Genomic DNA, 25768 nt, shown 5'->3' on the forward strand with positions numbered 1-25768 from the left:
CTGCTGAATGCAAGACCCTAGATATGCAACGTTTTTGGATCATAGCCGGTTTCTTATGCGCGGTCGGATTGCTGTCAGCGGCGGTCTGGACTTATGGCTATCGTCAGGCCCTGTCGCAACTGAGCGAGAAGGCCGAGGCTGATTTGGAACTGGCCGCCGACCGTCTGAGCACGCAAATGCAGGTCTATCAGGAAGTGGCCGCCTTGATGGCGGATCATCCTGCTTTGCAGGAGCTAGAAACATCAGAACAGCAACGGGCCGCCCGAAAGGTGCTGCTGGATGTGGCAGACAAAACCGCTGCCGTTAACGTTATGTACCTGAATCCAGAGGGGCAGGTTCTTGTCGCGGCCCAACCGGTGACGCAACGCGATATGTCCGCACATCCGGCCTTCGAGCGCGCCATGCAAGGTGCCTTAGGCAGCGCGCATGGGGTCGAAGACGCAAGCGGCGATCGCATCTATTCATATGCGGCCCCTGCATTTGGGGAATTGGGGCAGATACAAGGCGCGTTGATGGTTCTGGCCGATGTGCAGGACGTTGAACAAACTTGGCGCGGTAGCACCGATGCGGTGTTTTTCGTTGATACGGATGGGGTTGTCTTTATCTCGAACCGATCGGATCTGCTACTATGGCGCCGCGGGCAAGGGCAGCAGGGCCTGATGTCACCCGAAGGTGAGAATGTCGATTTCGCCTCAACCTGGATTGCGGGATATGAAGTGTGGAAGCTCAATTGGGGTCGCTATCTGCCCCGTCGCGCCCTGCATCTGACGCTCGATCTTCCGGTGATTGCGATGACCGCAGAGATGCTGGTTGATGTCGCCCCGGCGCGCCGGTTGGCGGGGTTGCAGGCGGCGGCGGTTGCGGCGATCTGTTTCGCCTTTGGTGCTTTGTTGTTTCTGGCCTCGGAACGCCGTCGGACACTTGCAGAGGCAAATACCGTGCTGGAAAGCCGGGTCGCGCAACGTACGCGCGCCTTGACGGCGGCTAATAGCGCTTTGCGCCACGAAGTTGCCGAGCGGCAGGAGGCAGAAGCCGCGCTCAAACAAGCGCAGGCCGATTTGGTTCAGGCTGGTAAGTTGAGCGCTTTGGGCAAGATGTCGGCTGGCATCAGTCATGAATTGAACCAGCCCTTGATGGCGATTCAGCAGTTCGCCGACAACGGGTCCGCCTTTCTTGAGCGCGGCAAGGGCCAGAGAGCTGGCGAAAATCTGGGCCGTATTTCCGATATGGCCGCACGCATGGCGCGGATCATCAAGAACCTGCGGGCTTTTGCGAGAAATGAAAGCGAACCAATGGGGCGCGTTGATCTGGTTCAGGTTCTGAACACTGCCACCGAATTGACTGAGGCGCGCCTGCGCGATGAGAATGTCGCGTTGGAGTGGGTGCCGCCAAAGACTGCGGTCTATGCTTGGGGTGGAGAGGTGCGTCTTGTGCAGGTGTTTGTCAACCTAATCAATAATGCAGCGGATGCGATGGTCGATCGACCGACGCGCAGGATATTGGTCACTCTGTCAGGGGGGAAGCCTATTCGCGTGTCTGTGCGGGATACCGGACCCGGCATCGAGGACCCCGACCGCGTGTTTGAGCCGTTCTACACCACAAAAACAGTTGGGACGTCCGAGGGGATGGGGCTGGGGCTGTCGATATCCTACGGTCTGGTTCAGAGCTTCGGGGGGGATATTCGCGGTGCCAACACGGACGAGGGTGCTGAATTCACGGTTGAACTGGAACCCTTTGAAGAAGATGAGGCAGCATGATCCGCAAAGTGCTTTTGGTCGATGATGATGCCGCCGTACGTGAGGCCTTGGCGCAAACCCTCGAATTGGCCGAGTATGAACCGGTCACCGCGGGATCTTTCGTGGCCGCAAAGGATCATATTCATCGTGACTTCGGCGGTGTGATCATCTCGGATATTCGCATGCCGGGGCGGGATGGGTTTCATCTGCTCGCATACGCGCGCGAGGTTGATCCTGAGCTTCCGGTGGTATTGCTGACAGGTGAAGGCGATATCCCGATGGCGGTACAGGCCATGGGGCAGGGAGCATTTGATTTTCTGGAAAAGCCCTGTGCAGCAGCGGACTTATTGGCGGTACTCGAACGAGCCTTTGCCGCGCGCGCAGAAATTCTGCAGGAACGCGAGCAACGGCGCGAACTTGAGCGTGGCGATCCCGCAGCACGCATGCTGTTTGGGTTGTCAGATCAAGCCGAGGCCTTGCGTGAGCGAGTGCGGAGCGTAGCGCCAACACGGGCCGAGGTACTGGTTACCGGGCCAGCGGGTAGCGGAGTTTCAAAGGTCGCTGAAGTTGTCCATCTGATGTCTCCGGTTGGACAGGGGCCATTTGTCAAACGCCCTGCCTCAGGCCTGAACCCGGATGATTTGTTGCGTGTCTGTAAGGATGCGGCAGGCGGATCGCTGTATCTGGATGAGATCTCGGCGATGTCGGATGCCACGCAATACGCCGCGCTGGAACTGATCGAACAAGGGACGGAAGCCAGAATCATCGCAGGGGCAACGGCCGATTTGTCGGACCTTACTGCACAGGGAAGGTTCAATGCCGATCTGTTCTATAGGTTGGATGTCATGCGGGTGCGAATCCCGGCCCTGTCAGAACGGCCCGAGGATATCCCCGTCATCTTTCGCCGCTATGTGGCGCAGGCCGCTGAGCAGGCCGGGATTGCGGAACCTGAAGTGACACCCGAGCATCTGGCCTCGCTGATGGCGCAGGATTGGCCGGGCAATGCCCGATCGTTGATGTCGGCGGCAATGCGGTTTGTGTTGGGGATGCCGGATGAGGTTGCACAGGCCGCTGATCTGGGGTTGAGCGAGCAATTGGCGCGTGTTGAGAGGTCTTTGCTGATTGCAGCCCTTGGGCGCCACAATGGCAAGGCTGCGGATGCCGCCAAGGCACTGAAGCTGCCGCGCAAAACTTTTTATGACAAGCTGACCCGCTACCACATTAGGCCAGAAGACTATCGTCGTTAGCAAAACACTTCCGCTAGGGCGAACTGCGGTTGCGCTGTGGCTTAAGCGAGCGATTCGCTCGCATCGATTCGGATATTGTGCGGAAATTCGCACAAGGTGCTGACTGCCTGTGCGAAAAATCGCACAGCGTAGTTCTGCCGAAACACCAGATTTATAACGGACATCATTTAACCGTAAGAAATTATTTGGAAAAAACAGATTTCAGCAACATCTAAACAAAATGTTGAGAGTGAGGAGCCGATTCGGTTCACTCCGCAACATACGGCGCTGATTGGGCGCTCGATGGAAGTTTTAGGGAAGTCTGGGAGGATAAGACTGATGAAATTCCTGACAACGGCAGCAACCGCAATCGCACTGTCCGTGACAGCGACCGCTGGTGTAGCAGCTTGCGATGATGGCGAGATCGTCGTCAAGTTTGCGCATGTGACCAATACGGACAAACACCCCAAGGGCATCGCCGCTTCGCTGCTTGAGCAGCGCGTCAATGACGAGATGAACGGCGTGATGTGCATGGAGGTTTATCCGAACTCCACTCTTTACAACGATGACAAGGTTCTTGAAGCGATGCTGCAGGGCGACGTGCAGTTGGCCGCGCCCTCGCTGTCGAAGTTCGAGAAATTTACAAAGCAATTCCGCCTGTTCGATCTGCCGTTCATGTTCAAGAACATCGATGCTGTGGATGCGTTCCAAGCCTCGGCTGATGGTCAGGCGATGAAAGACAGCATGCAGCGCCGCGGCCTTCAAGGGCTGGCATTCTGGCACAATGGCATGAAGCAGATGTCTGCAAACAAGCCGTTGGAAGATCCTTCGGATGCGAACGGCCTGAAGTTCCGCGTTCAGTCTTCGGACGTATTGGTTGCCCAGATGGAAGCAATTGGTGGCAGCCCACAGAAGATGGCGTTCTCGGAAGTGTACGGTGCTCTGCAACAGGGCGTTGTTGACGGGCAGGAAAACACCTGGTCGAACATCTACGGCAAGAAGTTCTTCGAGGTGCAGGACGGCATCACAGAAACGAACCACGGTATCATCGATTATCTGGTTGTAACCTCAGTTGACTGGCTGGACAGCCTGGAGCCTGAAGTTCGCGATCAATTCCTGACGATTCTCGCCGAAGTGACCGAGACCCGTAACAAGGAGGCCTTTTCCGTAAACGAAGCTGCCAAGGCTTCGATCACTGACGCAGGGGGCATCATCCGGGAACTGAACCCCGAGCAGCGCCAGGCCTGGGTCGATGCGATGAAGCCAGTCTGGGACAAATTTGCCGGTGACGTTGGTCAGGACAAGATCGACGCCGCACAGGCGATCAACGCCGGGTTCTGATCCCGGTTCAAGCCACGCGTCCGGGGACTGGGGAGTTATGGACGCATAGGCTGGGCGGGCCTTAATGGCCCGCCACACTCCCACCACTCTCATCAAAAAAATGCGGGGACAGAGAGATGTCTGGTGCGAAACCCGGCCAAGGCGGGCTGGTCGACCATATCGAAGAAACCATGATTGCGTGCTTGTTGGGTCTGATGACAATTGTCACCTTCGCCAATGTGATCGCGCGGTTTGTATTCAATTCTAACATTCTTTGGGCGCTGGAACTGACAGTATTCACCTTCGGTTGGTTGGTGCTGCTGGGTGCGTCTTATGCAGTGAAAAAGCATGCACATCTGGGTGTTGATGCGATCCTGAACATGCTGGCCCCCGCGCCACGCCGGGTTTTGGCGTTGATAGCCGTGGCTTGCTGTCTGGTGTTTTCTCTGCTCCTGCTCAAGGGTTCGTATGACTACTGGGCAGTGTTTGCCGATCTGCCGCCCACCTCGGGTCGCTGGTTTCCGACCGGCTTTGACATGAGTGCGCGCAGCCAGAGCTTCTATGAAGTTGATGATATCCCGATGGTCGCGCCGCTGCGGTTTCTGGAAGATATGATCAACTATGGCGAATATTACGAGAAACTGCCCAAGGTCGTTCCGTATTTCGTTCTGCCTCTTTCGATGTTGCTGCTGGTGATCCGTTTTGCACAGGTCGCAGTACAGATTTGGCGCGGTGAAACTGATCGCCTTGTAGCTAGCCACGAGGTTGAGGACGAGATCGAAGAAGTCCGCGCCCAGCAGGGGGAGCATGACTGATGGACGTCGTACTACTTTTCTCGATGGTCATTGGCCTATTGTTGATCGGAGTTCCGATCTCGGTGGCACTTGGTCTCAGCTCGACCCTATTCCTGCTGATCTATTCCGACAGCTCATTGGCTTCGGTCGCTGGCACGCTGTTCGAGGCGTTTGAGGGACATTTCACCCTCTTGGCTATCCCGTTTTTCATTCTCGCGTCATCTTTCATGACCACAGGTGGAGTGGCGCGGCGGATCATCCGGTTCTCGATCGCTTGTGTGGGGCACTTGCCCGGAGGTCTGGCAATTGCTGGCGTCTTCGCGTGTATGTTGTTTGCGGCCTTGTCGGGTTCGTCTCCGGCGACAGTTGTGGCAATCGGGTCGATCGTCATCGCTGGCATGCGTCAGGTGGGCTATTCCAAGGAATTCGCCGCCGGTGTGATCTGTAACGCAGGGACACTGGGCATTCTGATTCCGCCATCAATCGTGATGGTGGTCTATGCGGCAGCCGTGGAGGTTTCGGTCGGGCGGATGTTCCTTGCGGGCGTTATTCCGGGTTTGATGGCTGGTCTGATGCTGATGATCACCATTTACGTCATGGCCAAGGTCAAGAACCTTCCCAAAGGCGATTGGAAAGGTTGGGGCGAAGTTTTCACCTCGGCGCGCGAGGCCGGTTGGGGTCTGTTCCTGATCGTCATCATCCTCGGCGGTATCTACGGAGGTATCTTTACCCCGACCGAGGCCGCGGCTGTTGCTGCCGTCTATGCGTTCCTGATCGCAAGTTTTGTCTACAAGGATATGGGTCCGCTCAGCACCGAAGGGGATGCGCAGAACATCTCGCTGCTCAAGAAACCCTATGCGTTGATCACGGCCTTTGTGCACCCCGACACCAAGCATACACTTTTCGAGGCGGGCAAACTGACTGTCACGCTGCTGTTCGTGATCGCCAACGCGCTGATCCTGAAACATGTGCTGACGGATGAGCAGGTGCCCCAGCATATCGCAAGCGCCATGCTATCGGCGGGTCTGGGGCCAGTGACTTTCCTGATTGTGGTCAACGTGATCCTGCTGATCGGTGGCCAGTTCATGGAGCCCTCAGGTCTGCTGGTCATTGTGGCCCCGCTGGTCTTCCCGATTGCCATCGAGTTGGGTATCGATCCGATCCATCTGGGCATTATCATGGTGGTGAACATGGAGATCGGGATGATCACGCCTCCGGTCGGGTTGAACCTGTTCGTAACCTCGGGCGTGGCAGGTATGCCGATGATGAGTGTTGTGAAGGCAGCGTTGCCGTTCTTGGCCGTGCTGTTCGTCTTCCTCATCATGGTTACGTATATCCCGTGGATTTCGACATTCCTGCCCAACACATTCATGGGGCCTGAGATCATAACCAACTAGATCGGTTAAACCGAGCATATGAACCGGGCGGTGTAATCCGCCCGGTTTTTTTTGTCTTGAAACTGATGCCCAAACGCATATCTGAGGGTCAGAGGACGACCTCACCATCATGGACGATTATTCGGGACGACCCGATCTCGGAAAGTGAGGTGTTCTTATGCCCTGGATATTACTGTTGTTTGCTGGCCTGCTCGAAATCGTCTGGGCCGTCGCGATGAAGCAGACCGCTGGTTTCACGCGGCTGTGGCCGACGGCGATCATGGGTGTTGCGATGATCGGGTCATTTGGCCTGCTTGCAATGGCCATGCGGGATCTGCCGCTTGGTACCGCCTATACGATCTGGACCGGGATCGGCGCAGTAGGGGCGTTCACTATTGGCATCCTGTTCCTGGGTGAAGCGCTGACGCCCATGCGGATCGGCGCTGCGGTTCTAATCGTGACGGGTTTGGTCATCATGAAACTGGCCTAAGCGTTGACCGCCGTTGTGGTGTCGGGCAGCTTTGCGAAACAACTCCGAACAAAGGACACCTGCTTATGCTGACCGACACCGATGCACGCTTGCTGCGCGTTGCCTATGATGAGGCGAAAGCTGGATTTGACGAAGGAGGCTGCCCAATCGGTTCAGTGCTTGCGCGGGTTGGTGAGGTCGTCGCACAAGGGCGTAATCAGCGTGTCCAACTGGGCGACCCGATCGCCCATGGGGAAATGGATGCGCTGCGCAAGGCAGGGCGGCAGAAGACCTATCGCGATACTGTGCTCTATACCTCGCTGTCGCCTTGCATGATGTGTTCTGGCACGATCGTACAGTTCGGTATTCCGCGCGTTGTGATCGGAGACACCGTGAATTTTGGCGGCAATGAGGACTTCCTGCGCGATCGTGGTGTCGAGGTCATCATCGCAAATGACCCGGACTGCATTGCATTGATGAAGCGTTTTATCGAAGAGAAGCCCGCGCTTTGGGCCGAAGATATTGCCGAATGAGGTTGGCGATCAGGCGCTTTCAAGCGCCTGAATGATGCCCGAGAAATCATTTGCTTTCAGACTGGCGCCACCCACCAACGCTCCGTCAACATTTGAAACGCCAAAAATCTCGGCAGCATTACCGGGTTTGACCGATCCGCCATACAGCAGGCGGACTGACCGGCCGACACCTTCGCCAAATCGGCGTTCCAGACGTGCGCGTATGAAATCGTGCACTTCTCCGATCTCTTCCAAAGTTGGAACCTTGCCGGTGCCGATGGCCCAGATCGGCTCATATGCGACAATCAGGTTCTCGCCTGTCGCTTGATCCGGGATCGAACCCGACATCTGTCCACCGATGATATCCAGAGTATTTGCTGCTTCGCGCTGCTCAAGGCTTTCACCGACGCAGATGATCGTCTTCAGGCCTGCATCCATGGCGGTGCGGGCTTTGGCACGAATGTCTTCGTTCTGCTCAGCATGATCTTCACGGCGCTCGGAATGGCCAAGGATCACTGCGCTCGCCCCTGCATCCAACAGCATCTCGGCACTCAGATCCCCGGTATGCGCACCCGAGAGCGCCGCGTGGCAGTCTTGGCCACCAACAGTAATGCCCGAACCTTCAACCGTATTTGCCGCGCGATGAAGCAAAGTGGCTGGTGGGCATATCAGGATTTCTACCGCAGAAGATGGGTGCGAGGCTTTCAACGCTTCCAACTCGCTCAGCGCAACGCCAGTTCCATTCATTTTCCAGTTGCCTGCCGCCAACTTACGCCGCATCGCGATCCCTCCGGTTTTCTGCTTTGAATCCTCGGATATCACCCGCAGGCGGGGCTGACAATTCCGGTTGCATAGCGCTACTTGTCAGGACACATTGCGCGCGTTGTTGCGGAGGATGGCATGATAGACGATCTCGATCTCGCCAAATTGGATCTGCGTGATCCAGCTGAGATGGAAAAGCTGAGACGTGCTGTTCGCCAGATCGGATTTCTAACGATCTTCAATTCCGGCCTTGATGCCGCCCGTGTGAAGCAGGTGATCGACGCGTATCGCGATTTTTTTCGTCAACCCGATGAGATCAAGCAGAGCGTCGATATGGCAGCTACGGGTGCCAACCGCGGTTGGGGTGCGCCGCGTTCCGAACAGGTGGATCTCAGGGCGAACCCGGATTTCAAAGAAGTCTTTGATAGCGGTTTTGAACTGCCAGCCGATGATCCCTATGCGGGGCGGGGATTAAGTGTGTATGCCCCAAATCTCTGGCCAGACGGGGCCGACGCCTTTCGGAGAACGATCCAGAGTTACTATTCAGACGCCTGCTCAGTTGCCATTCGCGTTTTGCGCGCGATTGCGATTGCCATCGGTAGGGATGCAAACAGTTTTGATGCCGCCTTTGATACACCAATGGCGCTGCTGCGCGGTAACTTCTATCCGCAACGCCCTGATTGGGCGGGAGAAAAGGACTTTGGTATCGGCGCGCATACGGATTATGGCTGCCTGACTTTGCTGGCCACGGACGGCACACCGGGTCTGGAAGTTCGTATGCCTGATGGCGATTGGCAAGCTGTAAACGCCACGCCGGGACAATTCATAATCAATTTCGGGGAGATGCTGGAGTTTTGGACGGCAGGAGAAGTCAAAGCGACCGAGCATAGAGTCAAAGGCAGCGTGAACGAGAGGATCTCGGTTCCGTTGTTCTTTAATCCTTCTTACGACACAAATGTTGCGCCGCCGGGTTCATACGCCACGATCCGCGCCGGAGAGCACCTGACGCGGCGATTTAACGAGACCTACGTCCACCTAAAAGCTGCGAGTTAGCGTTGTTCAGCCAAGGTTTCGTCGAACTTAATCGATTCTCCGCATCCGCATGCATCGACTACATTCGGGTTTCGGAACTTGAACCCGGCCTCAAGCAGTGAAACCTCGTAGTCGATCTCGGTTCCGAACAGGAACATCTGTGCCATGGGGGCGATCATTACACGCGCGCCATCCTGCTCGACCACTTCGTCGTTCGGGTCGGCATCATCGACGTAGTCCATGGTGTATTCCATCCCCGCACAGCCGCCTTTCTTGACGCCGATGCGCAATCCGGTGTGACCGCCGGATTTCATAAGCCGAACAATCTGTTCAGCAGCTTTAGGTGTCATGGTCACGGCTTGTTTGCCGGGAATGCCAAACATGGTGGGCTCCGTTATCGCGCGTTATCTCTAATCTAAGGCCGACACGCGCCGGGCTCAAGAGAGAGCCTGTTCAAATACACACTCCGCGCAGGGTTGTCACGATGGTGCGCAAAGCTTTAGCGTACCTGAAGTAAAGGACAGGCATTCCAGAGAGGTTTGGATCGATGAGAGCGCAGAACTGGGCAGGAGCAGCCATTTTCACATCTATGTTGCTGGCGTCCGCGTCTGCGGCACTTGCGATAGATGACACAAAACGGCACCCGGTCAACTGTGCTACCGCACCCGGTGATCTGCGCGCAATCGCAGCTGAAAAGAAACATGCCGAGGACCAGCAGGCTGAAAGCGTGTTCTCGATCCTCCCTGCCGGTGCCTTGCTGGGTCTCGTCACAGGAACCGAGAGCAAGCACCTGAAGATGCTGTCAGGCGACTATATAAAAGAGCTGGACGCGCGCGCTGCTGAAATCAAATCGACCTGTAACATAGAATAATCAAACAAAAAGGGCCGCTCTCGGGCAAGAGCGGCCCGGAATGGGCCAATTGAATGGGGGATGGCTATGGTCAGAGGCCCATGCAATTCACGAAGTATGTCAATTTAGCGGGGCAATCGGATAAGACGCCCGCGACTCGACATCCTGCGCCAGCACGTCCAGCAGATCGAAAAACGAATGCTTAATCACTGGGTCAGTACCTGAGGACCTTGTGACCCAGCATTGTGACAACATGAAAACGGTTAAGTAACACGCAGTACACCGTTTTGTAACATCGCCATGTTTTTTGTGAGTAAATCGAGAGTTACATGAAACCCAGCTCAAGCCGGGCTTCATCTGACATCATTTCCATGCCCCAAGGTGGCTCCCAAGTCAGTTCGACGTCGACCTCTTTGACGCCTGCAACGGGTTCGATTGCTTCCACGATCCAACCGGGCATTTCGCCTGCGACAGGACAACCTGGCGCAGTGAGGGTCATGATCACCTTGACCGCGTTTTCTCCGGTGATGTCGATCGTATAGATCAGACCGAGATCGTAGATATTGACCGGTATTTCTGGGTCAAACACCGTCCGGCAAGCTTCGACCACGGGTTCGTAGAGCGGGTGATCGATGGTCGAGGGAGCGATTAGGGGGCTGCCTTCGAACTGTTCACTGGGGTGGGTCATTGATGCCTCGGGTCTGTTACCTGAGAAATTATATAGGGAAAGTGCCGGGCAGCGTCCAGAGGTGCCGTGGCGCCTGATTTGGGCGCCACGACAGATCAGTCGTTGATGTCGTGCTTGAAGGTTTTGACTTGGCCGTGCGGCAAGGCAAACATACGGCGCAGAACCAGCCATGCGACCAGTGACAGAACGGCAAATATCAACAGCAGAACAGGCAGGGATGGCGTGAGGCCAGGGATCAGCAAAACCACTCCGGTAATGGCTGCACCGATGGCAAAACCCAGGAAAATGAAGCCGGGCAGCGCGACCTCAAGGATGCCCAGAGCAAGCGCTCCGGCCAACCAAATCCACCACGTCAGCCAGAATGGATCGGCCATCATTTTCCTCCTTTAAGCATGTTGAAGGCATTGCCGAAGGCTTCAAGGGCGTTTGCAGGCACAACGATGGTCTGCGAGCCGGTGCCGTTGCCTAGGGCGTTCAGCGATTCCACCTGTTTCAACGCAACCTGATACTGTGCCGCTTCCAGCCCGTTGTCTTGAATGGCCTTTGCCACGACCTGAGTCGCATAAGCTTCGGCCTCAGCCGAGATTCGGCGGGCCTTGGCGGTCTGCTCTGCCGCATAAAGTTCGGCATCTGCCTGCAGCTCAACGGCACGCTTTTGGCCCTCGGCCTCGGTCACCTGTGCGCGGCGGGCACGTTCGGCGTTCAATTGCTGCAACATCGCGTCACGAGTGGCCTGATCGAGGTTCACGTCCAGAATCTCGGCGCGGGTTACTTCGATCCCCCAATCGTCAACGGCGGTTTCGACACTTTCCTGAATACGTTCAATTAGTTGCGCCCGGTTCGATTGCACTTCATCCAGGTCCATCTTGCCGATCTCGGCGCGGACGATACCGGCTACGGTCGTTGCAATCGCACCGTCGACATCGCGGATGCGATAGACCGTCTTTTCCGGCTCGAGAATGCGGTAGAACACCGAGGTATCGATCTGCACCAGAACATTGTCCTTGGTAATTGCGTCTTGCGTTGCGTTTGGCAACTGACGCTCAAGGATAGATATCTTGTGGCGGGCAACATCTAGAAAAGGAACGATAAAATTGATCCCGGGCCCAAGCACCGAATGCAGGCGGCCAAACCGTTCAACAACGTATTTCTCGGATTGAGGCACGATCTTGATGCCCTTGAAGATGACAATGGCAATAAGCGCCGCTGCCAGCAGGTAGATAATGTTTGAAGTAATCAGTCCGATAATCTGGTCTTCTATCATACTGTCCTCATTTATTGTGTACTATGGTATACATATTGGGATTGAATCGCTCAATTTCAACTCTGGTATGGATTGTACAGGCTGGAATGCAAATCTGTGAAAGCGTTCATACCGGCCAGAAATTCCCTTTTGTGGCAGCTTTGCATCCCACTGGTGTTTGCGTTATCGGACGAGGATGAAACTGATAATAGATACGGACCCCGGCATCGACGACGCAATGGCCATTGCCTATGCCGCCGCTGCCTCCGAAATTGACCTGATCGGCCTGACCACCGTGTTCGGCAACACCCATGTGCATCAATCCAGCCGCAATGCGCGGTTTCTGGTGGACAAACTAGGGCTGGGCATTCCCGTGGCCCAAGGCGCGCCATTCGCTTTGGGAGAGACCACGCATTCACCTTCGGAACATGTGCATGGCCCCGAAGGTTTTGGTGACCTGACCAAGATTGATGAGATAGGCGAAAACCACGCCCTGTCTGCCGCCGAGTTTCTGGTCGACATGGCGCGCACCCATCGCGGTGAACTGGTTGTATGTGCGGTTGGGCCATTGACCAATATCGCTGATGCCATGCGATTGGACCCCGAGTTTGCGGACAATCTTGGCAAGCTCGTTATCATGGGTGGTGCTGTATTCTGCCCGGGCAACATCACCGAACATGCCGAGGCGAATATCTATCACGATGCCAAAGCTGCAGACGAAGTCTTTGCCGCGCCGCCGCCTACGATTCTGGTGGGATTGGATGTGACTCTGAAAACGCTCTACGAGACCGCTGATTTTGAGGCGCTCGCTGAACGTTCCCCTGACATGGGTGGTTTTCTGCGTGATATCTCGCGCTTCTATTTAAAGTTCTACAAAGAGATCGGTGGGCTTGAAGGGTGCGGACTGCATGACTCGACTGCCGTTATCGCCTGCACCCATGAACCGATGTTCGAAATGGTCGAAACGGGTGTGCAGGTGGCGTTGGACGGGGCTGAGATCGGTGCGACTCGTCCTGACCCTGCACGGCCACCAGTGCGAGTGTGCCGGGATGTCGATGGGGCAGGGGTGGTGCGCCTGTTTACGGACCGTGTAGCCTCGTTGCCCTGACGGGTTGCAATGCCCTTGCAGATCGGGCAAAGCCTGCCCGGTTCAGCGATCCAAGGCGTTACCATGACCCAGCGATTTTCTTTCGACCTGAAAGCCACCGATGGCAAGGCCCGCACAGGCGTGATCAACACGCCGCGCGGTGAGGTGCGAACGCCGGCGTTCATGCCTGTGGGCACAGCCGCGACCGTCAAGGCGATGATGCCGGAAAGTGTGCGTGCCACGGGTGCCGATATTCTGTTGGGCAACACCTATCATCTGATGCTGCGCCCAACGGCCGAGCGTATCGATCGTTTGGGAGGCCTGCACAAGTTCATGAAATGGGACCGGCCCATCCTGACGGATTCTGGCGGATTTCAGGTGATGTCGCTGGCCGGTCTGCGCAAACTGACCGAGAAGGGCGTGACCTTTAAATCTCACGTCGATGGCTCGAAGCACGAATTGACGCCGGAACGGTCGATGGAAATCCAGCGGCTTTTGGGCTCGGACATCGTCATGTGCTTTGATGAATGCCCTGCGCTGCCCGCCGATCGCGACCGTATCGCCGAGTCCATGCGCCTTTCGATGCGGTGGGCTGCGCGGTCGCGTGAAGCGTTTGGAGACCGCCCCGGACATGCCCTGTTTGGGATCATGCAGGGCGGGCTGGAACAGGATCTGCGGGAAGAAAGTGCCGAGGCGCTTAAGCAGGTCGGTTTTGAAGGCTACGCCGTCGGCGGCCTTGCCGTGGGTGAGGGGCAGGAGGCCATGTTCAGCTGCCTTGACTATGCGCCTGACTTCTTGCCCCAGGATAAACCGCGTTATCTGATGGGCGTAGGCAAGCCTGATGATATCGTAGGTGCCGTTGCACGCGGGATAGATATGATGGATTGCGTTCTACCTTCGCGGTCGGGTCGCACCGGGCAGGTGTTCACGCGTTACGGTGTGGTCAATATCAAGAACGCCCGCCATGCTGACGACCCGCGCCCGCTGGATGAGAACTGCACATGCCCCGCGTGTTCAAGTTATTCTCGCGCCTACTTGCATCACGTGTTCCGCTCGAATGAGATGATCTCGGGCATGCTGCTGACTTGGCACAATCTGCATTACTTTCAGGAAATCATGCAGGGAATGCGGGACGCGATTTCACAGGGCACATTCGCAGATTGGCAATCGCAATTCCACGCGCTTCGGGAGCAAGGCGATATTGAACCGCTGTAGATTGTGGCCATTGCGGTGACAAACGCGGTATTTTTTGCTATACTGTTCGCGCATTATTTACCATTTTCATTTGTTTTGTTCAGGAGGATTCAATGCCTCGCTTTATTGTTTCTCTCGCAATCGTTCTTTGCGCATCGACATCTCTTGCGGATGTCTGGACCTTCGAAACCCCGTCCGAGAATATTCAGTGTGTCGTCGGGCAGGGGGCGAGTGTTTCGGACCTGTCTTGCACCATAATTGAGCGGAGTGGTGCGCCTGCGTTCCCGCGCCCGGCGGATTGTCAGTCGGACTGGGGACATGATTTTTTCATGACCAATACGGGCGCCGTCCGCATGCTGTGCCAACCAGTCAGCCATAACCGGGACGGATTTGACCGTGCAGACTACGGCGTAACCGGAGAGTTTGGCGGGTTCGTCTGCCATTCCTCGAAAAAGGGCTTGGAATGTAGAAACGAAGTCGGTCATGGCTTCTTTTTGTCGCGAGCTAAGCAGAGGGTGTTCTGATCCACGCTGGATGATTTGTTGCCCGTTTTAAAGCTGGGTTCGCTAAAATCGGTGGATATGTCTGTCGGATGCCTTGAAGTCCCCAAATCATCGGGTCATGCTGCATCACGACAAATGACGATGAGGTTGAAATGGGGGAACAGGTGCCCCACCTTTATCGTCCAAGACAGGAGATGGCCAAAGGTTGCCTGAATCAGGGACCAGCGCCGTCTTGCCAATGATAAGGATAGAGCATGCAAGAGCCTCTGAATTCCTCATACCCCGTCCTGCCGCTGCGCGATATCGTGGTCTTCCCACATATGATCGTGCCGCTGTTCGTGGGCCGTGACAAATCGGTCCGTGCCCTGGAAGAGGTGATGCAGGATGACAAGCAAATTCTGTTGTCCAGCCAGATTGATCCTGGTGAGGATGATCCGGAAATCGACGGTATCTACCGCTCGGGCGTTCTGGCCAACGTGCTGCAACTGCTGAAACTGCCCGATGGCACCGTGAAGGTGCTTGTCGAGGGGCAGGCGCGGGTGCAGATCACAGAATTCCTTGAAAACGATCAGTTTTTCGAAGCGCGCGCCGAGTATCTGACCGAGATTCCGGGCGATGTCACCACGACCGAAGCGCTGTTGCGCACCGTCGCGGACGAGTTTGAGCGCTATGCAAAAGTGCGCAAGAACATCCCCGAAGAAGCGCTGGCTGCTGTTGGTGAAACCACCGAGCCTGCAAAGTTGGCCGACCTTGTGTCAGGTCATCTGGGCATCGAGGTTGAACAGAAACAGGAACTGCTTGAGACGCTCTCGGTGAGCGAGCGGCTTGAGAAAGTCTATGGTCTGATGCAGGGCGAAATGTCGGTTCTGCAGGTCGAGAAAAAGATCAAGACCCGCGTCAAATCCCAGATGGAGAAGACGCAGCGCGAGTACTATCTGAATGAGCAGATGAAAGCCATTCAGAAGGAGCTTGGCGATGGTGAGGACGGCAGCAACGAAGTTGCCGAACTGGAAGCCAAGATCAACGAGACCAAGCTGTCGAAAGAGGCGCGCGAAAAGGCCGAGGGTGAGCTGAAAAAGCTCAAGAACATGTCGCCCATGTCGGCTGAAGCGACCGTTGTGCGCAACTATCTGGACTGGATCTTGTCACTGCCGTGGGGCACCAAATCCCGCGTCAAAAAGGATCTGGGTCGCGCGCAGGACATTCTGGACGCCGATCATTATGGACTTGAGAAAGTCAAAGAGCGGATCGTCGAATATCTGGCGGTTCAGCAGCGCTCGAAAAAGCTGAAAGGCCCGATCCTGTGCCTTGTTGGCCCTCCGGGTGTGGGTAAAACCTCGCTGGGTAAATCGGTCGCAAAAGCCACGGGGCGCGAATTCATTCGCATCTCGCTGGGTGGTGTGCGCGACGAATCTGAGATTCGTGGCCACCGTCGGACTTATATCGGGTCGATGCCCGGCAAGATCATTCAGGCGCTGAAGAAGGCGAAAACCACAAACCCTCTCATCCTGCTCGATGAAATCGACAAGATGGGGCAGGATTTCCGTGGCGATCCAGCCTCGGCGATGCTGGAGGTGTTGGACCCGGAACAGAACAACACGTTCATGGATCATTATCTTGAGGTCGAATATGACCTGTCCAACGTGATGTTCCTGACCACGTCTAACAGCTACAACATGCCTGGGCCTCTGCTAGACCGGATGGAGATCATCCCGCTGGCCGGTTACACCGAAGAGGAAAAGAGCGAGATCGCCAAGCAACACCTGATCGACAAACAGGTCAAAAACCATGGTCTGAAAGCCAAGGAGTTTGAGCTGACCGATGAGGCGCTGCAATCGATCATCCGCACCTATACCCGCGAGGCGGGTGTGCGGAACCTCGAACGCGAAATCGCCAAAGTGGCGCGGAAATCGTTGACCAAGATCATCAAGAAAGAGGCGGAGACCGTAAAGGTGACGCCCGACAATCTGGATGATTTTCTTGGAGTGCCCAAGTTCCGTTATGGCTTGGCTGAACAGGACGATCAGGTTGGTGTAGTCACTGGCTTGGCCTGGACTTCGGTCGGTGGTGATCTGCTGCATATCGAGGCTCTGAAACTGCCCGGCAAAGGGCGGATGAAGACCACTGGTAAGCTGGGCGATGTGATGAAGGAATCGATCGACGCGGCGTCGTCTTACGTCCGATCAATTTCGCCTCAGATCGGGGTTAAACCGCCGCAGTTCGACAAAATCGATATCCACGTGCACGTGCCCGATGGTGCGACGCCAAAGGATGGTCCGTCTGCGGGCTTGGCTATGGTGACCTCGATTGTTTCGGTCCTGACCGGTATTCCTGTGCGCAAGGACATCGCCATGACAGGCGAGGTTTCGCTGCGCGGCAACGCGATGCCGATTGGCGGGCTGAAAGAAAAACTGCTGGCTGCCCTGCGTGGCGGGATCAAGACTGTCCTCATTCCCGAAGAGAATGAAAAGGATCTGGCAGATATTCCCGACAACGTGAAAGAAGGGCTGGAGATCATCGCGGTCAAACACGTCTCGGAAGTACTGGAGCAAGCGTTGATACGTAAGCCCGAGTCAATTGAGTGGGATGAGGCCGCTGAAGAGGCCGCTGCCGCTGCCGCCAAGGCGGCCGAAGGGGCAGGACCGTCGGCAACAGCCCACTAAGCCTGAAACAGATTAATTAGAAAGGCGGGGTCATTCCCCGCCTTTTTTTGTTCAAAGTCCAATGACAGGTTTGGTCGGGTCCAGCACCTCTTCGTTTTCGATGTAAGCTTGGAATTTTTTGTCTGACAGCGCCGAGCGTACGGCGAGCGCAAAAATCACCGCCGAAAATGCCGCACACAGCACAATGTCCCAACCAAACGGGATCTGCTTTTGCGCGCCTTCTCCAAACTGACCCATGTAGGAGATCAGCCCCAAACCACAGAAATAGGGCATCAGCCAAAGCGCCTCGGTCGCGTCCATTTCATCGAGCCGATTGTGAAAGCGGATCAGCAGCAGCGCCATGCCGATGAGCAGTGCAATTCCCAGCCTCCAGACCGTGTCCCATCCGCTCCAGTAGACGATCAGGGTTGAGATCGCGAAGGCCGTGAGCCCGACAAGTTTGACGGCGGGAATACGGATTGAGCGCGGGCGGTCAGGCATCAGATCGCGTAAGCACACCACGGCGATTGGGCCGACCGCGAATGAAAGCACAATGGCGGCCCCGTTCAGGGCGATTACGGTTGCGAACGGGACCGTCAGTAAAAACAGAGTGCCAATCAGAAAGTTGAGAGCCAAGGCCCAAAGCGGTACTCCGAACGATGACAAGATCTGCAAACGTTTCGGCAGGAACCCGTTTTGCGACAGGGCCAGAGCGATACGGGCGTTCGATCCAGTTGCAACCAACCCATTGCCAAACGGGCCGATGACCGACCCGACGTTCAGCAAGCTGAGGAACCACAATATCCCGACGGACATGATGACGCCATCCAACGGACCTTGCCCACCGAAGCTGAGACTCGCCCAGCCATCGCGGATCATTGTGGGATCAAGCGCGCCGATAAAGGCCACCTGTAATCCAAGGTAGATCAGGGCACATAATACAATGGACAGAACCAGAGCAGCCGGGATGTCGAATTTTGGGTTTCGAACTTCTCCCGCCATATCAACAACATGTCGGAAACCTATAAAGGAAAAGATCACTCCACCGGTTGATACTGCGGCCATGATGCCTTTCAGGCCGTAGGGGGCGAATCCGTCGGGTGCGGAGAAATTCTGCACGTCAAAGCGGGTCGCGATCAACAACACGGACAAAACTATCGGAATGGCAATCTTGGCCCAGGTCAGCGTTGCATTTACCTGTGCAAAAAATTTCACGCCTAGTGCGTTCACAGCGACGAACAGCAACATGAACAGCAAGGCGACCGAAACACCAGCGCCGGTCAGTTCGCCGGTATCTGCGGCGTGGAGCCATGACGCGTAGGGTGCGAGGTATTTAAGCATGGCTTCAACTTCGATCGGAGCGGTGGTGTTGTAGCCAATCCAGGCCGTCCATCCCATCGCCATCGACACGATGTTGCCGTGTGAGAACTGAGGGACGCGTGCGATTCCGCCTGGGATAGGTAACATCGCTGAAATCTCGGCGAAGGTTATTGCCAGTATGAACATCGCAACGGCGCCAATAATCCAAGAAAGAACCGCGGCGGGGCCTGCGTGTTGCACGGCGAGCAGGGGGCCGAAAAGCCAGCCTGACCCAATGATTCCTCCAACCGAAATGAAGGTCAGGCCGACCAGGCCAATTTCCCGCTTCAGTTTCGCCATGTTATTTCTCGCCCAAAGAGGGGTGCCTTATTGGTGGCTATGACATCAGGATAAGCAGGCCACGGGAAACATGGCAAGCACCACATATCATGCAGAAAAATCGCGAAAACGAGGTCTGACCGATTCATCTTCTAAATCCTGCTGGGCGTGTTCTTCGAAACGCGATCGCCGGCAATAGGTATTTGAAGTGGAATCGACTCGGAACATGAGGCACGCTGGTCGTCTGTGCCAAGGTAGGAGAACCCAGGATGCCTCTGTACAATGATATGTTCGAGCTTTCGGTCGAAGATATGGATATAATCGAAGAGGCCATGCGTCATGCCATAGCTTCCAGATCGAATGGCCCTGTTGACGAGAGGGTAGAAGAAAGGGAAACCCGTGAAGACTTTGTGCGCAAGGCACACGACCTTCTGGGGCGTCTGCATGACCAAAAGGTTTTTTATCGTCCTAAATCCGGCGTGTATGTCGGAGGATGACAGCATTGTGCTCGCAGCGTTGAACCAAATGGCTCCAAAACGCTTCAACTATGCCGCATAAGCATTTGAATAATATGGTGGGTGATAAGAGATTTGAACTCCTGACATCTTCGATGTGAACGAAGCGCTCTACCACTGAGCTAATCACCCATAGCGGCGTTTGATACAGCGGCTTGTGTTTCGCCGCAAGTTCAAAGCGTTCAAATTGCAGCGCGTCAGACGAAATCCGGTTTTCACACATTGCCCGCCAAGTCGTATAGATCGGAAAAAATCAGGTTCGAGCAAAAAACTTGAAAACGCCGCTTGACGATGCCGGGGTGTAGCCATAATACACCCCAACGTTCAGAGATGAACGGGCAGTGGGCGGTTGTAGCTCAGTTGGTTAGAGTACCGGCCTGTCACGCCGGGGGTCGCGGGTTCGAGCCCCGTCAACCGCGCCATCGCTGCCAGCCTTTGATCCGGGCAAACGGATCGCACATAGACCCTAAATGCGCGGTTGTAGCTCAGTTGGTTAGAGTACCGGCCTGTCACGCCGGGGGTCGCGGGTTCGAGCCCCGTCAACCGCGCCATTTTCCTTCGATTTAGAAAGTCATACGCCCTTGTGGGCGTTTTTTTGTGCCGACATCTTACTGATCTTATGATTTATTGCCTGCAAAACATCAGGGGCAAGCAGTGACCAGTCTAAATCGAGTTATCATGGCACGGCGCAGCCGGCAGTGGGTCCGCGGCCTGAAGCCGGAAACACTTGATGTCATTGAGATTTCTGGTTCGTGGGGTAAGCAATTTGGATTTTGCAGCTATGAACAGATTTGGCATAAGCAACATGATATCTGCACCGGACCCGTTCTGAACAAACAACAGCAGGTGCGAAAGGTCGATCTGGTTTTGGCCAATCAGGTGTGGGAGCACTTGGATCGCCCGGTTGAAGCCACGCTGAACGTGCTAGAGATGCTAAGGCCCGGAGGGTATTTCTGGCTGGCCGTCCCGTTCTTCATTCCGTTTCACGCTGCTCCGCATGACTGTTCGCGCTGGTCTGCGCGCGGATTGAAAAACCTGCTCACTGAGTGTGGGTTCGACCCGGATCTCATCCGGGCCGAACAGTGGGGCAATCGGCATGCCGCTTTGCGCAATCTCGAACTTGAATGGCCTCCTGTTTATGACCCTGAGACAGACAATTTGGAGAACGATCCCGATTTTCCAATCTGCGCATGGGCTCTGGCTAAGAAAACCAGTGCTTAAGCCGAGTGTCGAAAAATCGCCTGTTCTTACTTTGTTCTAATTTTTTGGTTGGAGACTCAGCCGCTCTCGCCTATCTCTGAGTGACGTTGGTTGTTGGGGGCCTGAATGGCTGAGCTGAAGAATATCGAGGTGCGCGGTGCGCGCGAGCATAACCTCAAGAGCATTGATGTCGACATCCCACGGGATCAGCTGGTGGTGATCACTGGCCTGTCGGGCTCGGGTAAGTCTTCTTTGGCATTTGATACGATCTATGCCGAAGGGCAGCGCCGCTATGTCGAAAGCCTGTCGGCCTATGCGCGCCAGTTCCTCGATATGATGGAGAAGCCCGATGTGGATCACATTAGCGGACTAAGCCCCGCGATTTCGATCGAGCAGAAGACGACCTCAAAAAACCCGCGTTCGACCGTGGGCACCGTAACCGAGATCTACGACTATCTGCGCTTGCTCTTTGCCCGTGCTGGTACGCCTTTCAGCCCGGCCACAGGATTGCCGATTGAGGCACAGCAGGTGCAGGACATGGTCGACCGGATCATGACGATGGAGGAGGGCACGCGCGGCTATCTGCTGGCCCCCATCGTTCGTGATCGGAAGGGTGAATATCGGAAAGAGTTCCTTGAGCTGCGCAAGCAGGGTTTTCAACGCGTCAAGGTAGATGGTGAGTTCTATGAATTGGATGAGCCGCCGACGCTGGACAAGAAGTTCCGCCACGATATCGACGTCGTTGTCGATCGTCTGGTGGTACGAGAGGGCATGGAAACACGCCTGGCCGACAGCCTAAGGACCGCACTGGATCTGGCGGACGGGATCGCAATCCTCGAAACCGCACCGAAGGAGGGCGACCCGGAACGCATCACATTCAGTGAGAATTTTGCCTGCCCGGTCAGTGGGTTCACCATCCCCGAGATCGAGCCGCGCCTGTTCTCATTCAACGCGCCCTTTGGGGCTTGCCCCGATTGCGACGGGCTTGGGGTCGAACTGTTCTTTGATGAACGTCTGGTCGTGCCGGACCAGACATTGAAACTCTATGACGGGGCGCTTGCGCCCTGGCGGAAGGGTAAATCACCCTATTTTCTGCAAACGATCGAAGCTATCGCGCGACATTACGAGTTTGACAAGAACACTCCCTGGAAGGACTTGCCCAAGAAAGTCCAGCAGGTGTTTCTGCGCGGGTCTGGTGATGAAGAGATCCAGTTCCGTTATGATGAAGGTGGCCGCGTCTATCAGGTTACCCGAAGCTTTGAAGGCGTCATCCCCAACATGGAGCGCCGCTATCGCGAGACTGACAGCGCCTGGATTCGCGAAGAATTCGAGCGCTATCAAAACAACCGACCCTGCGGCACATGCAAAGGCTACCGTCTGCGTGCTGAGGCGCTGGCCGTCAAAATTGCGGGTTTGCACGTTGGACAGGTCGTCGAAATGTCGATCCGCGAGGCGTTGGCCTGGGTCGAGGATGCCCCAAATCATCTGAGCGCACAAAAGAACGAGATCGCGCGCGCAATTCTCAAGGAAATTCGCGAGCGGTTGGGTTTTTTGAATAATGTTGGATTAGAGTATCTTACGATGTCTCGTTCAAGTGGTACCCTGTCCGGAGGTGAAAGTCAGCGTATCCGTCTGGCAAGCCAGATCGGCTCGGGCCTGACCGGGGTATTGTATGTGCTCGACGAGCCATCGATTGGTCTGCACCAACGCGACAATGATCGTCTGCTGGGAACGCTTAAGAATTTGCGTGATCAGGGCAACACGGTCATCGTCGTTGAACATGACGAAGAGGCCATTCGCGAGGCGGATTATGTGTTTGATATCGGTCCCGGTGCAGGAGTGCATGGCGGACAGGTGGTCAGCCACGGTACGCCCGAGCATATCGCCGGCGATGCGGCCTCGATCACCGGCCAATATCTTTCGGGGACACGCGAGATCCCGGTGCCGGTTGAGCGGCGAAAGGGTAAGAAGCAGAAAGTGACCGTTGTTAAGGCGACGGGAAACAACCTCAAGAACGTGACGGCCGAATTTCCGCTCGGAAAATTTGTTTGTGTGACCGGTGTGTCTGGCGGTGGAAAATCAACGCTGACGATTGAGACTTTGTTCAAAACCGCCTCGATGCGGTTGAACGGCGCTCGCCAGACACCGGCGCCCTGTGAAACGATCAAAGGGCTTGAGCATCTGGACAAGGTGATCGACATAGACCAGCGACCCATTGGCCGGACTCCACGTTCAAATCCAGCGACTTACACCGGGGCTTTCACCCCGATCCGAGACTGGTTTGCCGGGTTGCCAGAAGCCAAAGCGCGTGGATACAAGCCCGGGCGGTTCAGCTTTAACGTCAAAGGCGGCCGGTGCGAAGCGTGTCAGGGTGATGGCGTCATCAAGATCGAGATGCACTTTCTGCCTGATGTTTATGTCACCTGCGAAACCTGCAAAGGCGCGCGATACAACCGTGAGACGCTTGAGATCAAGTTCAAGGGTAAGTCCATCGCGGATGTACTTGATATGACAGTGGAAGATGCGCAGGAATTCTTTAAAGCGGTGCCATCGATCCGCGACAAGATGGATGCCTTGGCTCGCGTTGGGCTCGGCTACATCAAAGTTGGTCAACAGGCGACCACGCTCTCCGGTGGTGAGGCGCAGCGTGTAAAGCTCTCTAAAGAACTGAGCAAGCGATCAACGGGTCGAACGCTGTATATTCTGGACGAACCCACAACGGGTCTGCATTTCGAGGACGTGCGTAAGCTGTTGGAAGTCCTGCATGAACTGGTCGACCAAGGAAATACTGTTGTTGTTATCGAACATAATCTCGATGTCGTAAAAACCGCCGACTGGATAATCGACATTGGCCCGGAAGGTGGCGATGGCGGAGGTCAGATTGTGGCTGAGGGTACGCCCGAAGACGTCGCTGAATGTGAGCGTAGCCACACTGGGCGTTATCTGAAGCCAATGCTGGATGGGCAAGCCGTAGCTGCCGAATAGGAACAGAGCGAGAGAAGAAAATGCTGCGAATTTTCTTCTCTGTTGCTTCGTAGAGCGCTGCGTTCTGAGGTTGTTCAGTCTCTGGACCGCTTCTCAAAACGTGGCAGCATGGCGCTGAAATCGCGCCCCAAGCCATCTTCGTGTTCGACAAACGATTCATAGAGCTTTGTCGCAACCTGTCCCATGGGCGTATCGGCATTCGCACTTTCGGCGGCCTGTTGGCTGAGGCGTAGATCTTTCAACATCAGCTCGGCGGCGAAACCAGGGGTATAGTCATTGTCGGATGGGCTTTCGGGTCCAACGCCTGGGGCAGGGCAATAGGCGTTCATTGTCCAGCTGTACCCTGACGAGGTGCTGACCACATCGAACATCTTTTGCCGGTCCAGTCCCAATTTATCAGCAAGCGCAAATGCCTCGCAGGTCGCGATCATCGTCACGCCGAGGATCATGTTGTTGCAGATTTTGGCGGCCTGACCCGCGCCAGATTCACCGCAGTGAACCGCTTTTTGCCCCATGATTTCAAATAACGGAGCCGCCTTGGCAAAAGCTGCGTCAGATCCACCGGCCATAAAGGTCAAAGTGCCTGCAGCGGCCCCACCAATCCCGCCGGATACAGGTGCATCAACTGATAGCAGACCAGCCTGAGCAGCTTGCTGCGCCACCGCGCGGGCGCTGTCGACATCGACCGTAGAGCAGTCAATCAGAACCGCGCCGTCTTGCATTTCAGGGACAACTTCATCAGCCACAGCGCGCAGAATTTGCCCGTTGGGAAGCATGGTGATAACCACGTCGGCTTCCGAAGCAGCGGCAGCGCCGGAAGACGCCATGGCCACGCCTTCGATGGCGACATCAACTTGATCAAAGCCGATGACGTCATGGCCCGCGCGCGCCAGATTGGCCGCCATCGGGCCGCCCATGTTGCCAAGCCCTATGAATGCGATTTTCATCCCTTACTCCTCTGAAAAGCTTAAAGCATCCGCACCGAGCGGCTGCAGCATCTTGGACACTGCGACGGCAGGCACATCCAAATCTGCAAACTGCCAATTCGGGTTGCGATCCTTGTCGATGATCTGGGCGCGAATGCCTTCCAGAAAATCGCCATGCTCCATCGCGCGATAGGTAAACCGGTACTCCAGATCCAGCGCTTTTTGCAATGTCAGGTTGGTTCCGCGCAGCCGATGCAACATCTCGACAGCACAAGCCATGGAGATAGGAGAGTTTCGCTGCAGTGTGCCGAGAATTTTCGTCGAAAATTCTGTGTCATCGCTGCGCAAGCTGTTCAGGATATCGCCAAGGCTTTCTCCGCTGAATAGCCTGTCGATCTCGCCCTGCATTTCAGCCAAGGGGCTATCCGGTGCGGGCACTGCATGCTCATCCACCAGTTCCGCCCGTCCAGAGGCTTCCAACTGGTCTATCAGCCCCGCCCAATGCTCTTGGGGAATGAAATGGTCGGCAAACCCGGCATAGATCGCATCTCCGGGCCCCATGCGGTGGCCGGTGGTACCCAGATACTCGCCCAAACGCCCCGGCGCCAGCGCCAACATCAGCGATCCGCCCACATCAGGAACCAGCCCGATTGAGCATTCCGGCATCGCGATCTTTGAGCTTTCTCCAACCACTCGATGGCTGCCATGGCACCCGATGCCAACCCCGCCACCCATGGTGAAACCTTGCAGGAAGCTGACCACTGGTTTTGAGTACTCAAAAATCAAGGCATTCAGGCGGTATTCGTCGCGCCAAAACGTTTGGCCATAAGCATAGTCCGCCTTGGTGCCGGTCGCATAAAGCTCGGCAATATCTCCGCCAGCGCAAAAGGCTTTGTCGCCTTCGGCATCGAGAATGATCAGATCGACTTGATCATCCTCACGCCAGTTGCGCAGAGCGGTATCGATGGCCATGCACATCTCATAGCTAAGGGCGTTCAGGGCGTGTGGTCGTGTCAGCGTGATGCGCCCGGCACGGCCTGTGGTGCGAATGTCGATATCGGACATCAAAG

At 55.8% G+C, this 25768-nt stretch carries 24 protein-coding genes and 3 tRNA genes; 18 read left to right on the forward strand and 9 right to left on the reverse strand.

Features of this window, described 5'->3' with window-relative positions:
- The first annotated feature begins 23 nt into the window (after positions 1–23).
- The 7 genes from ACR0KC_RS01675 to ACR0KC_RS01705 all read left to right on the forward strand — a co-directional run bounded on the left by ACR0KC_RS01675 (position 24) and on the right by ACR0KC_RS01705 (position 7454).
- Positions 24–1757: an ATP-binding protein gene (locus tag ACR0KC_RS01675; protein ID WP_170421367.1), complete on the forward strand. Its 1734-nt coding sequence runs from the start codon at positions 24–26 to the stop codon at positions 1755–1757.
- The gene (locus ACR0KC_RS01680; RefSeq protein WP_170393221.1) at positions 1754–2983 is read left to right on the forward strand and encodes a sigma-54-dependent transcriptional regulator; all 1230 of its coding nucleotides are present in this window, start codon (positions 1754–1756) and stop codon (positions 2981–2983) included. The genes ACR0KC_RS01675 and ACR0KC_RS01680 overlap by 4 nt, the downstream gene beginning before the upstream one ends.
- Before the next feature lie 318 nt (positions 2984–3301).
- Positions 3302–4303, forward strand: coding sequence for a DctP family TRAP transporter solute-binding subunit (locus tag ACR0KC_RS01685; protein WP_480438504.1), 1002 nt, complete (start codon positions 3302–3304; stop codon positions 4301–4303).
- Positions 4304–4419: 116 nt separating this feature from the next.
- Complete coding sequence (locus tag ACR0KC_RS01690) at positions 4420–5097, forward strand: TRAP transporter small permease (protein WP_170393219.1); 678 nt, start codon at positions 4420–4422, stop codon at positions 5095–5097.
- The gene (locus ACR0KC_RS01695) at positions 5097–6473 is read left to right on the forward strand and encodes a TRAP transporter large permease (RefSeq protein WP_480771408.1); all 1377 of its coding nucleotides are present in this window, start codon (positions 5097–5099) and stop codon (positions 6471–6473) included. The genes ACR0KC_RS01690 and ACR0KC_RS01695 overlap by 1 nt, the downstream gene beginning before the upstream one ends.
- A gap of 157 nt (positions 6474–6630) precedes the next feature.
- The gene (locus tag ACR0KC_RS01700) at positions 6631–6942 is read left to right on the forward strand and encodes a DMT family transporter (RefSeq protein ID WP_170562909.1); all 312 of its coding nucleotides are present in this window, start codon (positions 6631–6633) and stop codon (positions 6940–6942) included.
- A 65-nt stretch (positions 6943–7007) separates the two neighbouring features.
- A complete protein-coding gene (locus ACR0KC_RS01705; RefSeq protein ID WP_170645982.1) occupies positions 7008–7454 on the forward strand; it encodes a nucleoside deaminase in 447 nt (148 codons plus the stop codon).
- 9 nt (positions 7455–7463) lie between these two features.
- Here the strand turns inward: ACR0KC_RS01705 and tpiA are convergent, their stop codons facing one another.
- Positions 7464–8213 carry a triose-phosphate isomerase gene (tpiA, locus tag ACR0KC_RS01710; RefSeq protein ID WP_170465411.1) on the reverse strand — a complete coding sequence of 250 codons (750 nt, stop codon included), beginning with the start codon at positions 8211–8213 and terminating at the stop codon, positions 7464–7466.
- Positions 8214–8333: 120 nt separating this feature from the next.
- On the opposite strand from tpiA, the gene ACR0KC_RS01715 reads away from it, so the two are divergent.
- Positions 8334–9248, forward strand: coding sequence for an isopenicillin N synthase family dioxygenase (locus ACR0KC_RS01715; RefSeq protein WP_480704704.1), 915 nt, complete (start codon positions 8334–8336; stop codon positions 9246–9248).
- On the opposite strand, the gene ACR0KC_RS01720 is transcribed toward ACR0KC_RS01715, so the two are convergent.
- On the reverse strand, positions 9245–9610 hold the full coding sequence (locus ACR0KC_RS01720) for a HesB/IscA family protein (protein WP_170465407.1): 366 nt from the start codon (positions 9608–9610) through the stop codon (positions 9245–9247). The genes ACR0KC_RS01715 and ACR0KC_RS01720 overlap by 4 nt on opposite strands.
- A 164-nt stretch (positions 9611–9774) precedes the next feature.
- Here ACR0KC_RS01720 and ACR0KC_RS01725 point away from each other — a divergent pair, with 164 nt between their 5' ends.
- Positions 9775–10098, forward strand: a complete 324-nt coding sequence (locus ACR0KC_RS01725) for a hypothetical protein (RefSeq protein ID WP_170393212.1) — start codon at positions 9775–9777, stop codon at positions 10096–10098.
- Positions 10099–10402: 304 nt separating this feature from the next.
- On the opposite strand, the gene ACR0KC_RS01730 is transcribed toward ACR0KC_RS01725, so the two are convergent.
- The 3 genes from ACR0KC_RS01730 to ACR0KC_RS01740 all read right to left on the reverse strand — a co-directional run bounded on the left by ACR0KC_RS01730 (position 10403) and on the right by ACR0KC_RS01740 (position 12029).
- Positions 10403–10765: an SUF system Fe-S cluster assembly protein gene (locus ACR0KC_RS01730; protein WP_170393211.1), complete on the reverse strand. Its 363-nt coding sequence runs from the start codon at positions 10763–10765 to the stop codon at positions 10403–10405.
- 95 nt (positions 10766–10860) lie between these two features.
- Positions 10861–11139, reverse strand: a complete 279-nt coding sequence (locus tag ACR0KC_RS01735) for an NfeD family protein (RefSeq protein WP_170405488.1) — start codon at positions 11137–11139, stop codon at positions 10861–10863.
- Positions 11139–12029, reverse strand: a complete 891-nt coding sequence (locus ACR0KC_RS01740; protein ID WP_170393209.1) for an SPFH domain-containing protein — start codon at positions 12027–12029, stop codon at positions 11139–11141. Before ACR0KC_RS01740 ends, ACR0KC_RS01735 begins: the two co-directional genes overlap by 1 nt.
- A gap of 175 nt (positions 12030–12204) precedes the next feature.
- On the opposite strand from ACR0KC_RS01740, the gene ACR0KC_RS01745 reads away from it, so the two are divergent.
- The 4 genes from ACR0KC_RS01745 to lon all read left to right on the forward strand — a co-directional run bounded on the left by ACR0KC_RS01745 (position 12205) and on the right by lon (position 17455).
- Complete coding sequence (locus ACR0KC_RS01745; protein ID WP_480704707.1) at positions 12205–13116, forward strand: nucleoside hydrolase; 912 nt, start codon at positions 12205–12207, stop codon at positions 13114–13116.
- Between the two features lie 63 nt (positions 13117–13179).
- A complete protein-coding gene (gene tgt / locus ACR0KC_RS01750) occupies positions 13180–14310 on the forward strand; it encodes a tRNA guanosine(34) transglycosylase Tgt (RefSeq protein WP_480771683.1) in 1131 nt (376 codons plus the stop codon).
- 92 nt (positions 14311–14402) lie between these two features.
- On the forward strand, positions 14403–14813 hold the full coding sequence (locus tag ACR0KC_RS01755) for a DUF6636 domain-containing protein (RefSeq protein ID WP_170393207.1): 411 nt from the start codon (positions 14403–14405) through the stop codon (positions 14811–14813).
- Between the two features lie 233 nt (positions 14814–15046).
- The gene (gene lon, locus ACR0KC_RS01760) at positions 15047–17455 is read left to right on the forward strand and encodes an endopeptidase La (RefSeq protein WP_170393206.1); all 2409 of its coding nucleotides are present in this window, start codon (positions 15047–15049) and stop codon (positions 17453–17455) included.
- A gap of 51 nt (positions 17456–17506) precedes the next feature.
- Here lon and ACR0KC_RS01765 read toward each other — a convergent pair whose 3' ends face one another.
- On the reverse strand, positions 17507–19093 hold the full coding sequence (locus ACR0KC_RS01765; protein ID WP_480704709.1) for an APC family permease: 1587 nt from the start codon (positions 19091–19093) through the stop codon (positions 17507–17509).
- 248 nt (positions 19094–19341) lie between these two features.
- On the opposite strand from ACR0KC_RS01765, the gene ACR0KC_RS01770 reads away from it, so the two are divergent.
- Positions 19342–19569 (forward strand): hypothetical protein, encoded by a 228-nt coding sequence (locus ACR0KC_RS01770; protein ID WP_170393204.1) that lies wholly within the window; start codon positions 19342–19344, stop codon positions 19567–19569.
- A gap of 75 nt (positions 19570–19644) precedes the next feature.
- On the opposite strand, the gene ACR0KC_RS01775 is transcribed toward ACR0KC_RS01770, so the two are convergent.
- Positions 19645–19719, reverse strand: a tRNA-Val gene (locus ACR0KC_RS01775).
- A 213-nt stretch (positions 19720–19932) separates the two neighbouring features.
- Between ACR0KC_RS01775 and ACR0KC_RS01780 the strand changes: the two genes are divergently transcribed.
- The 4 genes from ACR0KC_RS01780 (at position 19933) to uvrA (ending at position 23772) form a co-directional block, all read left to right on the forward strand.
- Positions 19933–20009 (forward strand) — tRNA-Asp (locus ACR0KC_RS01780).
- A 52-nt stretch (positions 20010–20061) separates the two neighbouring features.
- Positions 20062–20138: transfer RNA gene (locus ACR0KC_RS01785), tRNA-Asp, on the forward strand.
- Between the two features lie 103 nt (positions 20139–20241).
- Entirely contained in the window at positions 20242–20808 is a 567-nt protein-coding gene (locus ACR0KC_RS01790; protein ID WP_170393203.1) for a methyltransferase domain-containing protein, read from the forward strand.
- 105 nt (positions 20809–20913) lie between these two features.
- Positions 20914–23772: an excinuclease ABC subunit UvrA gene (gene uvrA, locus ACR0KC_RS01795; RefSeq protein WP_480771410.1), complete on the forward strand. Its 2859-nt coding sequence runs from the start codon at positions 20914–20916 to the stop codon at positions 23770–23772.
- Positions 23773–23846: 74 nt separating this feature from the next.
- On the opposite strand, the gene mmsB is transcribed toward uvrA, so the two are convergent.
- Together mmsB and ACR0KC_RS01805 are read right to left on the reverse strand one after the other, a co-directional pair.
- Complete coding sequence (gene mmsB / locus ACR0KC_RS01800) at positions 23847–24719, reverse strand: 3-hydroxyisobutyrate dehydrogenase (protein WP_480771411.1); 873 nt, start codon at positions 24717–24719, stop codon at positions 23847–23849.
- Between the two features lie 3 nt (positions 24720–24722).
- Positions 24723–25763: an enoyl-CoA hydratase/isomerase family protein gene (locus ACR0KC_RS01805; protein WP_480771412.1), complete on the reverse strand. Its 1041-nt coding sequence runs from the start codon at positions 25761–25763 to the stop codon at positions 24723–24725.
- Positions 25764–25768: the final 5 nt, after the last annotated feature.

Source organism: Ruegeria sp. CF3, from assembly GCF_056537365.1.

What these genes read in the sequence shown, in the direction of transcription:
- ACR0KC_RS01680 (WP_170393221.1), top strand. Translation starts at nt 1,754, where the DNA reads ATGATCCGCAAAGTGCTTTTGGTCGATGATGATGCCGCCGTACGTGAG.
- ACR0KC_RS01740 (WP_170393209.1), bottom strand. Translation starts at nt 12,029, where the DNA reads ATGATAGAAGACCAGATTATCGGACTGATTACTTCAAACATTATCTAC.
- ACR0KC_RS01735 (WP_170405488.1), bottom strand. Translation starts at nt 11,139, where the DNA reads ATGGCCGATCCATTCTGGCTGACGTGGTGGATTTGGTTGGCCGGAGCG.
- ACR0KC_RS01690 (WP_170393219.1), top strand. Translation starts at nt 4,420, where the DNA reads ATGTCTGGTGCGAAACCCGGCCAAGGCGGGCTGGTCGACCATATCGAA.
- mmsB (WP_480771411.1), bottom strand. Translation starts at nt 24,719, where the DNA reads ATGAAAATCGCATTCATAGGGCTTGGCAACATGGGCGGCCCGATGGCG.
- uvrA (WP_480771410.1), top strand. Translation starts at nt 20,914, where the DNA reads ATGGCTGAGCTGAAGAATATCGAGGTGCGCGGTGCGCGCGAGCATAAC.
- ACR0KC_RS01695 (WP_480771408.1), top strand. Translation starts at nt 5,097, where the DNA reads ATGGACGTCGTACTACTTTTCTCGATGGTCATTGGCCTATTGTTGATC.
- ACR0KC_RS01770 (WP_170393204.1), top strand. Translation starts at nt 19,342, where the DNA reads ATGCCTCTGTACAATGATATGTTCGAGCTTTCGGTCGAAGATATGGAT.
- lon (WP_170393206.1), top strand. Translation starts at nt 15,047, where the DNA reads ATGCAAGAGCCTCTGAATTCCTCATACCCCGTCCTGCCGCTGCGCGAT.
- ACR0KC_RS01715 (WP_480704704.1), top strand. Translation starts at nt 8,334, where the DNA reads ATGATAGACGATCTCGATCTCGCCAAATTGGATCTGCGTGATCCAGCT.
- ACR0KC_RS01685 (WP_480438504.1), top strand. Translation starts at nt 3,302, where the DNA reads ATGAAATTCCTGACAACGGCAGCAACCGCAATCGCACTGTCCGTGACA.
- ACR0KC_RS01705 (WP_170645982.1), top strand. Translation starts at nt 7,008, where the DNA reads ATGCTGACCGACACCGATGCACGCTTGCTGCGCGTTGCCTATGATGAG.
- ACR0KC_RS01725 (WP_170393212.1), top strand. Translation starts at nt 9,775, where the DNA reads ATGAGAGCGCAGAACTGGGCAGGAGCAGCCATTTTCACATCTATGTTG.
- ACR0KC_RS01675 (WP_170421367.1), top strand. Translation starts at nt 24, where the DNA reads ATGCAACGTTTTTGGATCATAGCCGGTTTCTTATGCGCGGTCGGATTG.
- ACR0KC_RS01765 (WP_480704709.1), bottom strand. Translation starts at nt 19,093, where the DNA reads ATGGCGAAACTGAAGCGGGAAATTGGCCTGGTCGGCCTGACCTTCATT.
- ACR0KC_RS01805 (WP_480771412.1), bottom strand. Translation starts at nt 25,763, where the DNA reads ATGTCCGATATCGACATTCGCACCACAGGCCGTGCCGGGCGCATCACG.
- tpiA (WP_170465411.1), bottom strand. Translation starts at nt 8,213, where the DNA reads ATGCGGCGTAAGTTGGCGGCAGGCAACTGGAAAATGAATGGAACTGGC.
- tgt (WP_480771683.1), top strand. Translation starts at nt 13,180, where the DNA reads ATGACCCAGCGATTTTCTTTCGACCTGAAAGCCACCGATGGCAAGGCC.
- ACR0KC_RS01730 (WP_170393211.1), bottom strand. Translation starts at nt 10,765, where the DNA reads ATGACCCACCCCAGTGAACAGTTCGAAGGCAGCCCCCTAATCGCTCCC.
- ACR0KC_RS01755 (WP_170393207.1), top strand. Translation starts at nt 14,403, where the DNA reads ATGCCTCGCTTTATTGTTTCTCTCGCAATCGTTCTTTGCGCATCGACA.
- ACR0KC_RS01720 (WP_170465407.1), bottom strand. Translation starts at nt 9,610, where the DNA reads ATGTTTGGCATTCCCGGCAAACAAGCCGTGACCATGACACCTAAAGCT.
- ACR0KC_RS01745 (WP_480704707.1), top strand. Translation starts at nt 12,205, where the DNA reads ATGAAACTGATAATAGATACGGACCCCGGCATCGACGACGCAATGGCC.
- ACR0KC_RS01700 (WP_170562909.1), top strand. Translation starts at nt 6,631, where the DNA reads ATGCCCTGGATATTACTGTTGTTTGCTGGCCTGCTCGAAATCGTCTGG.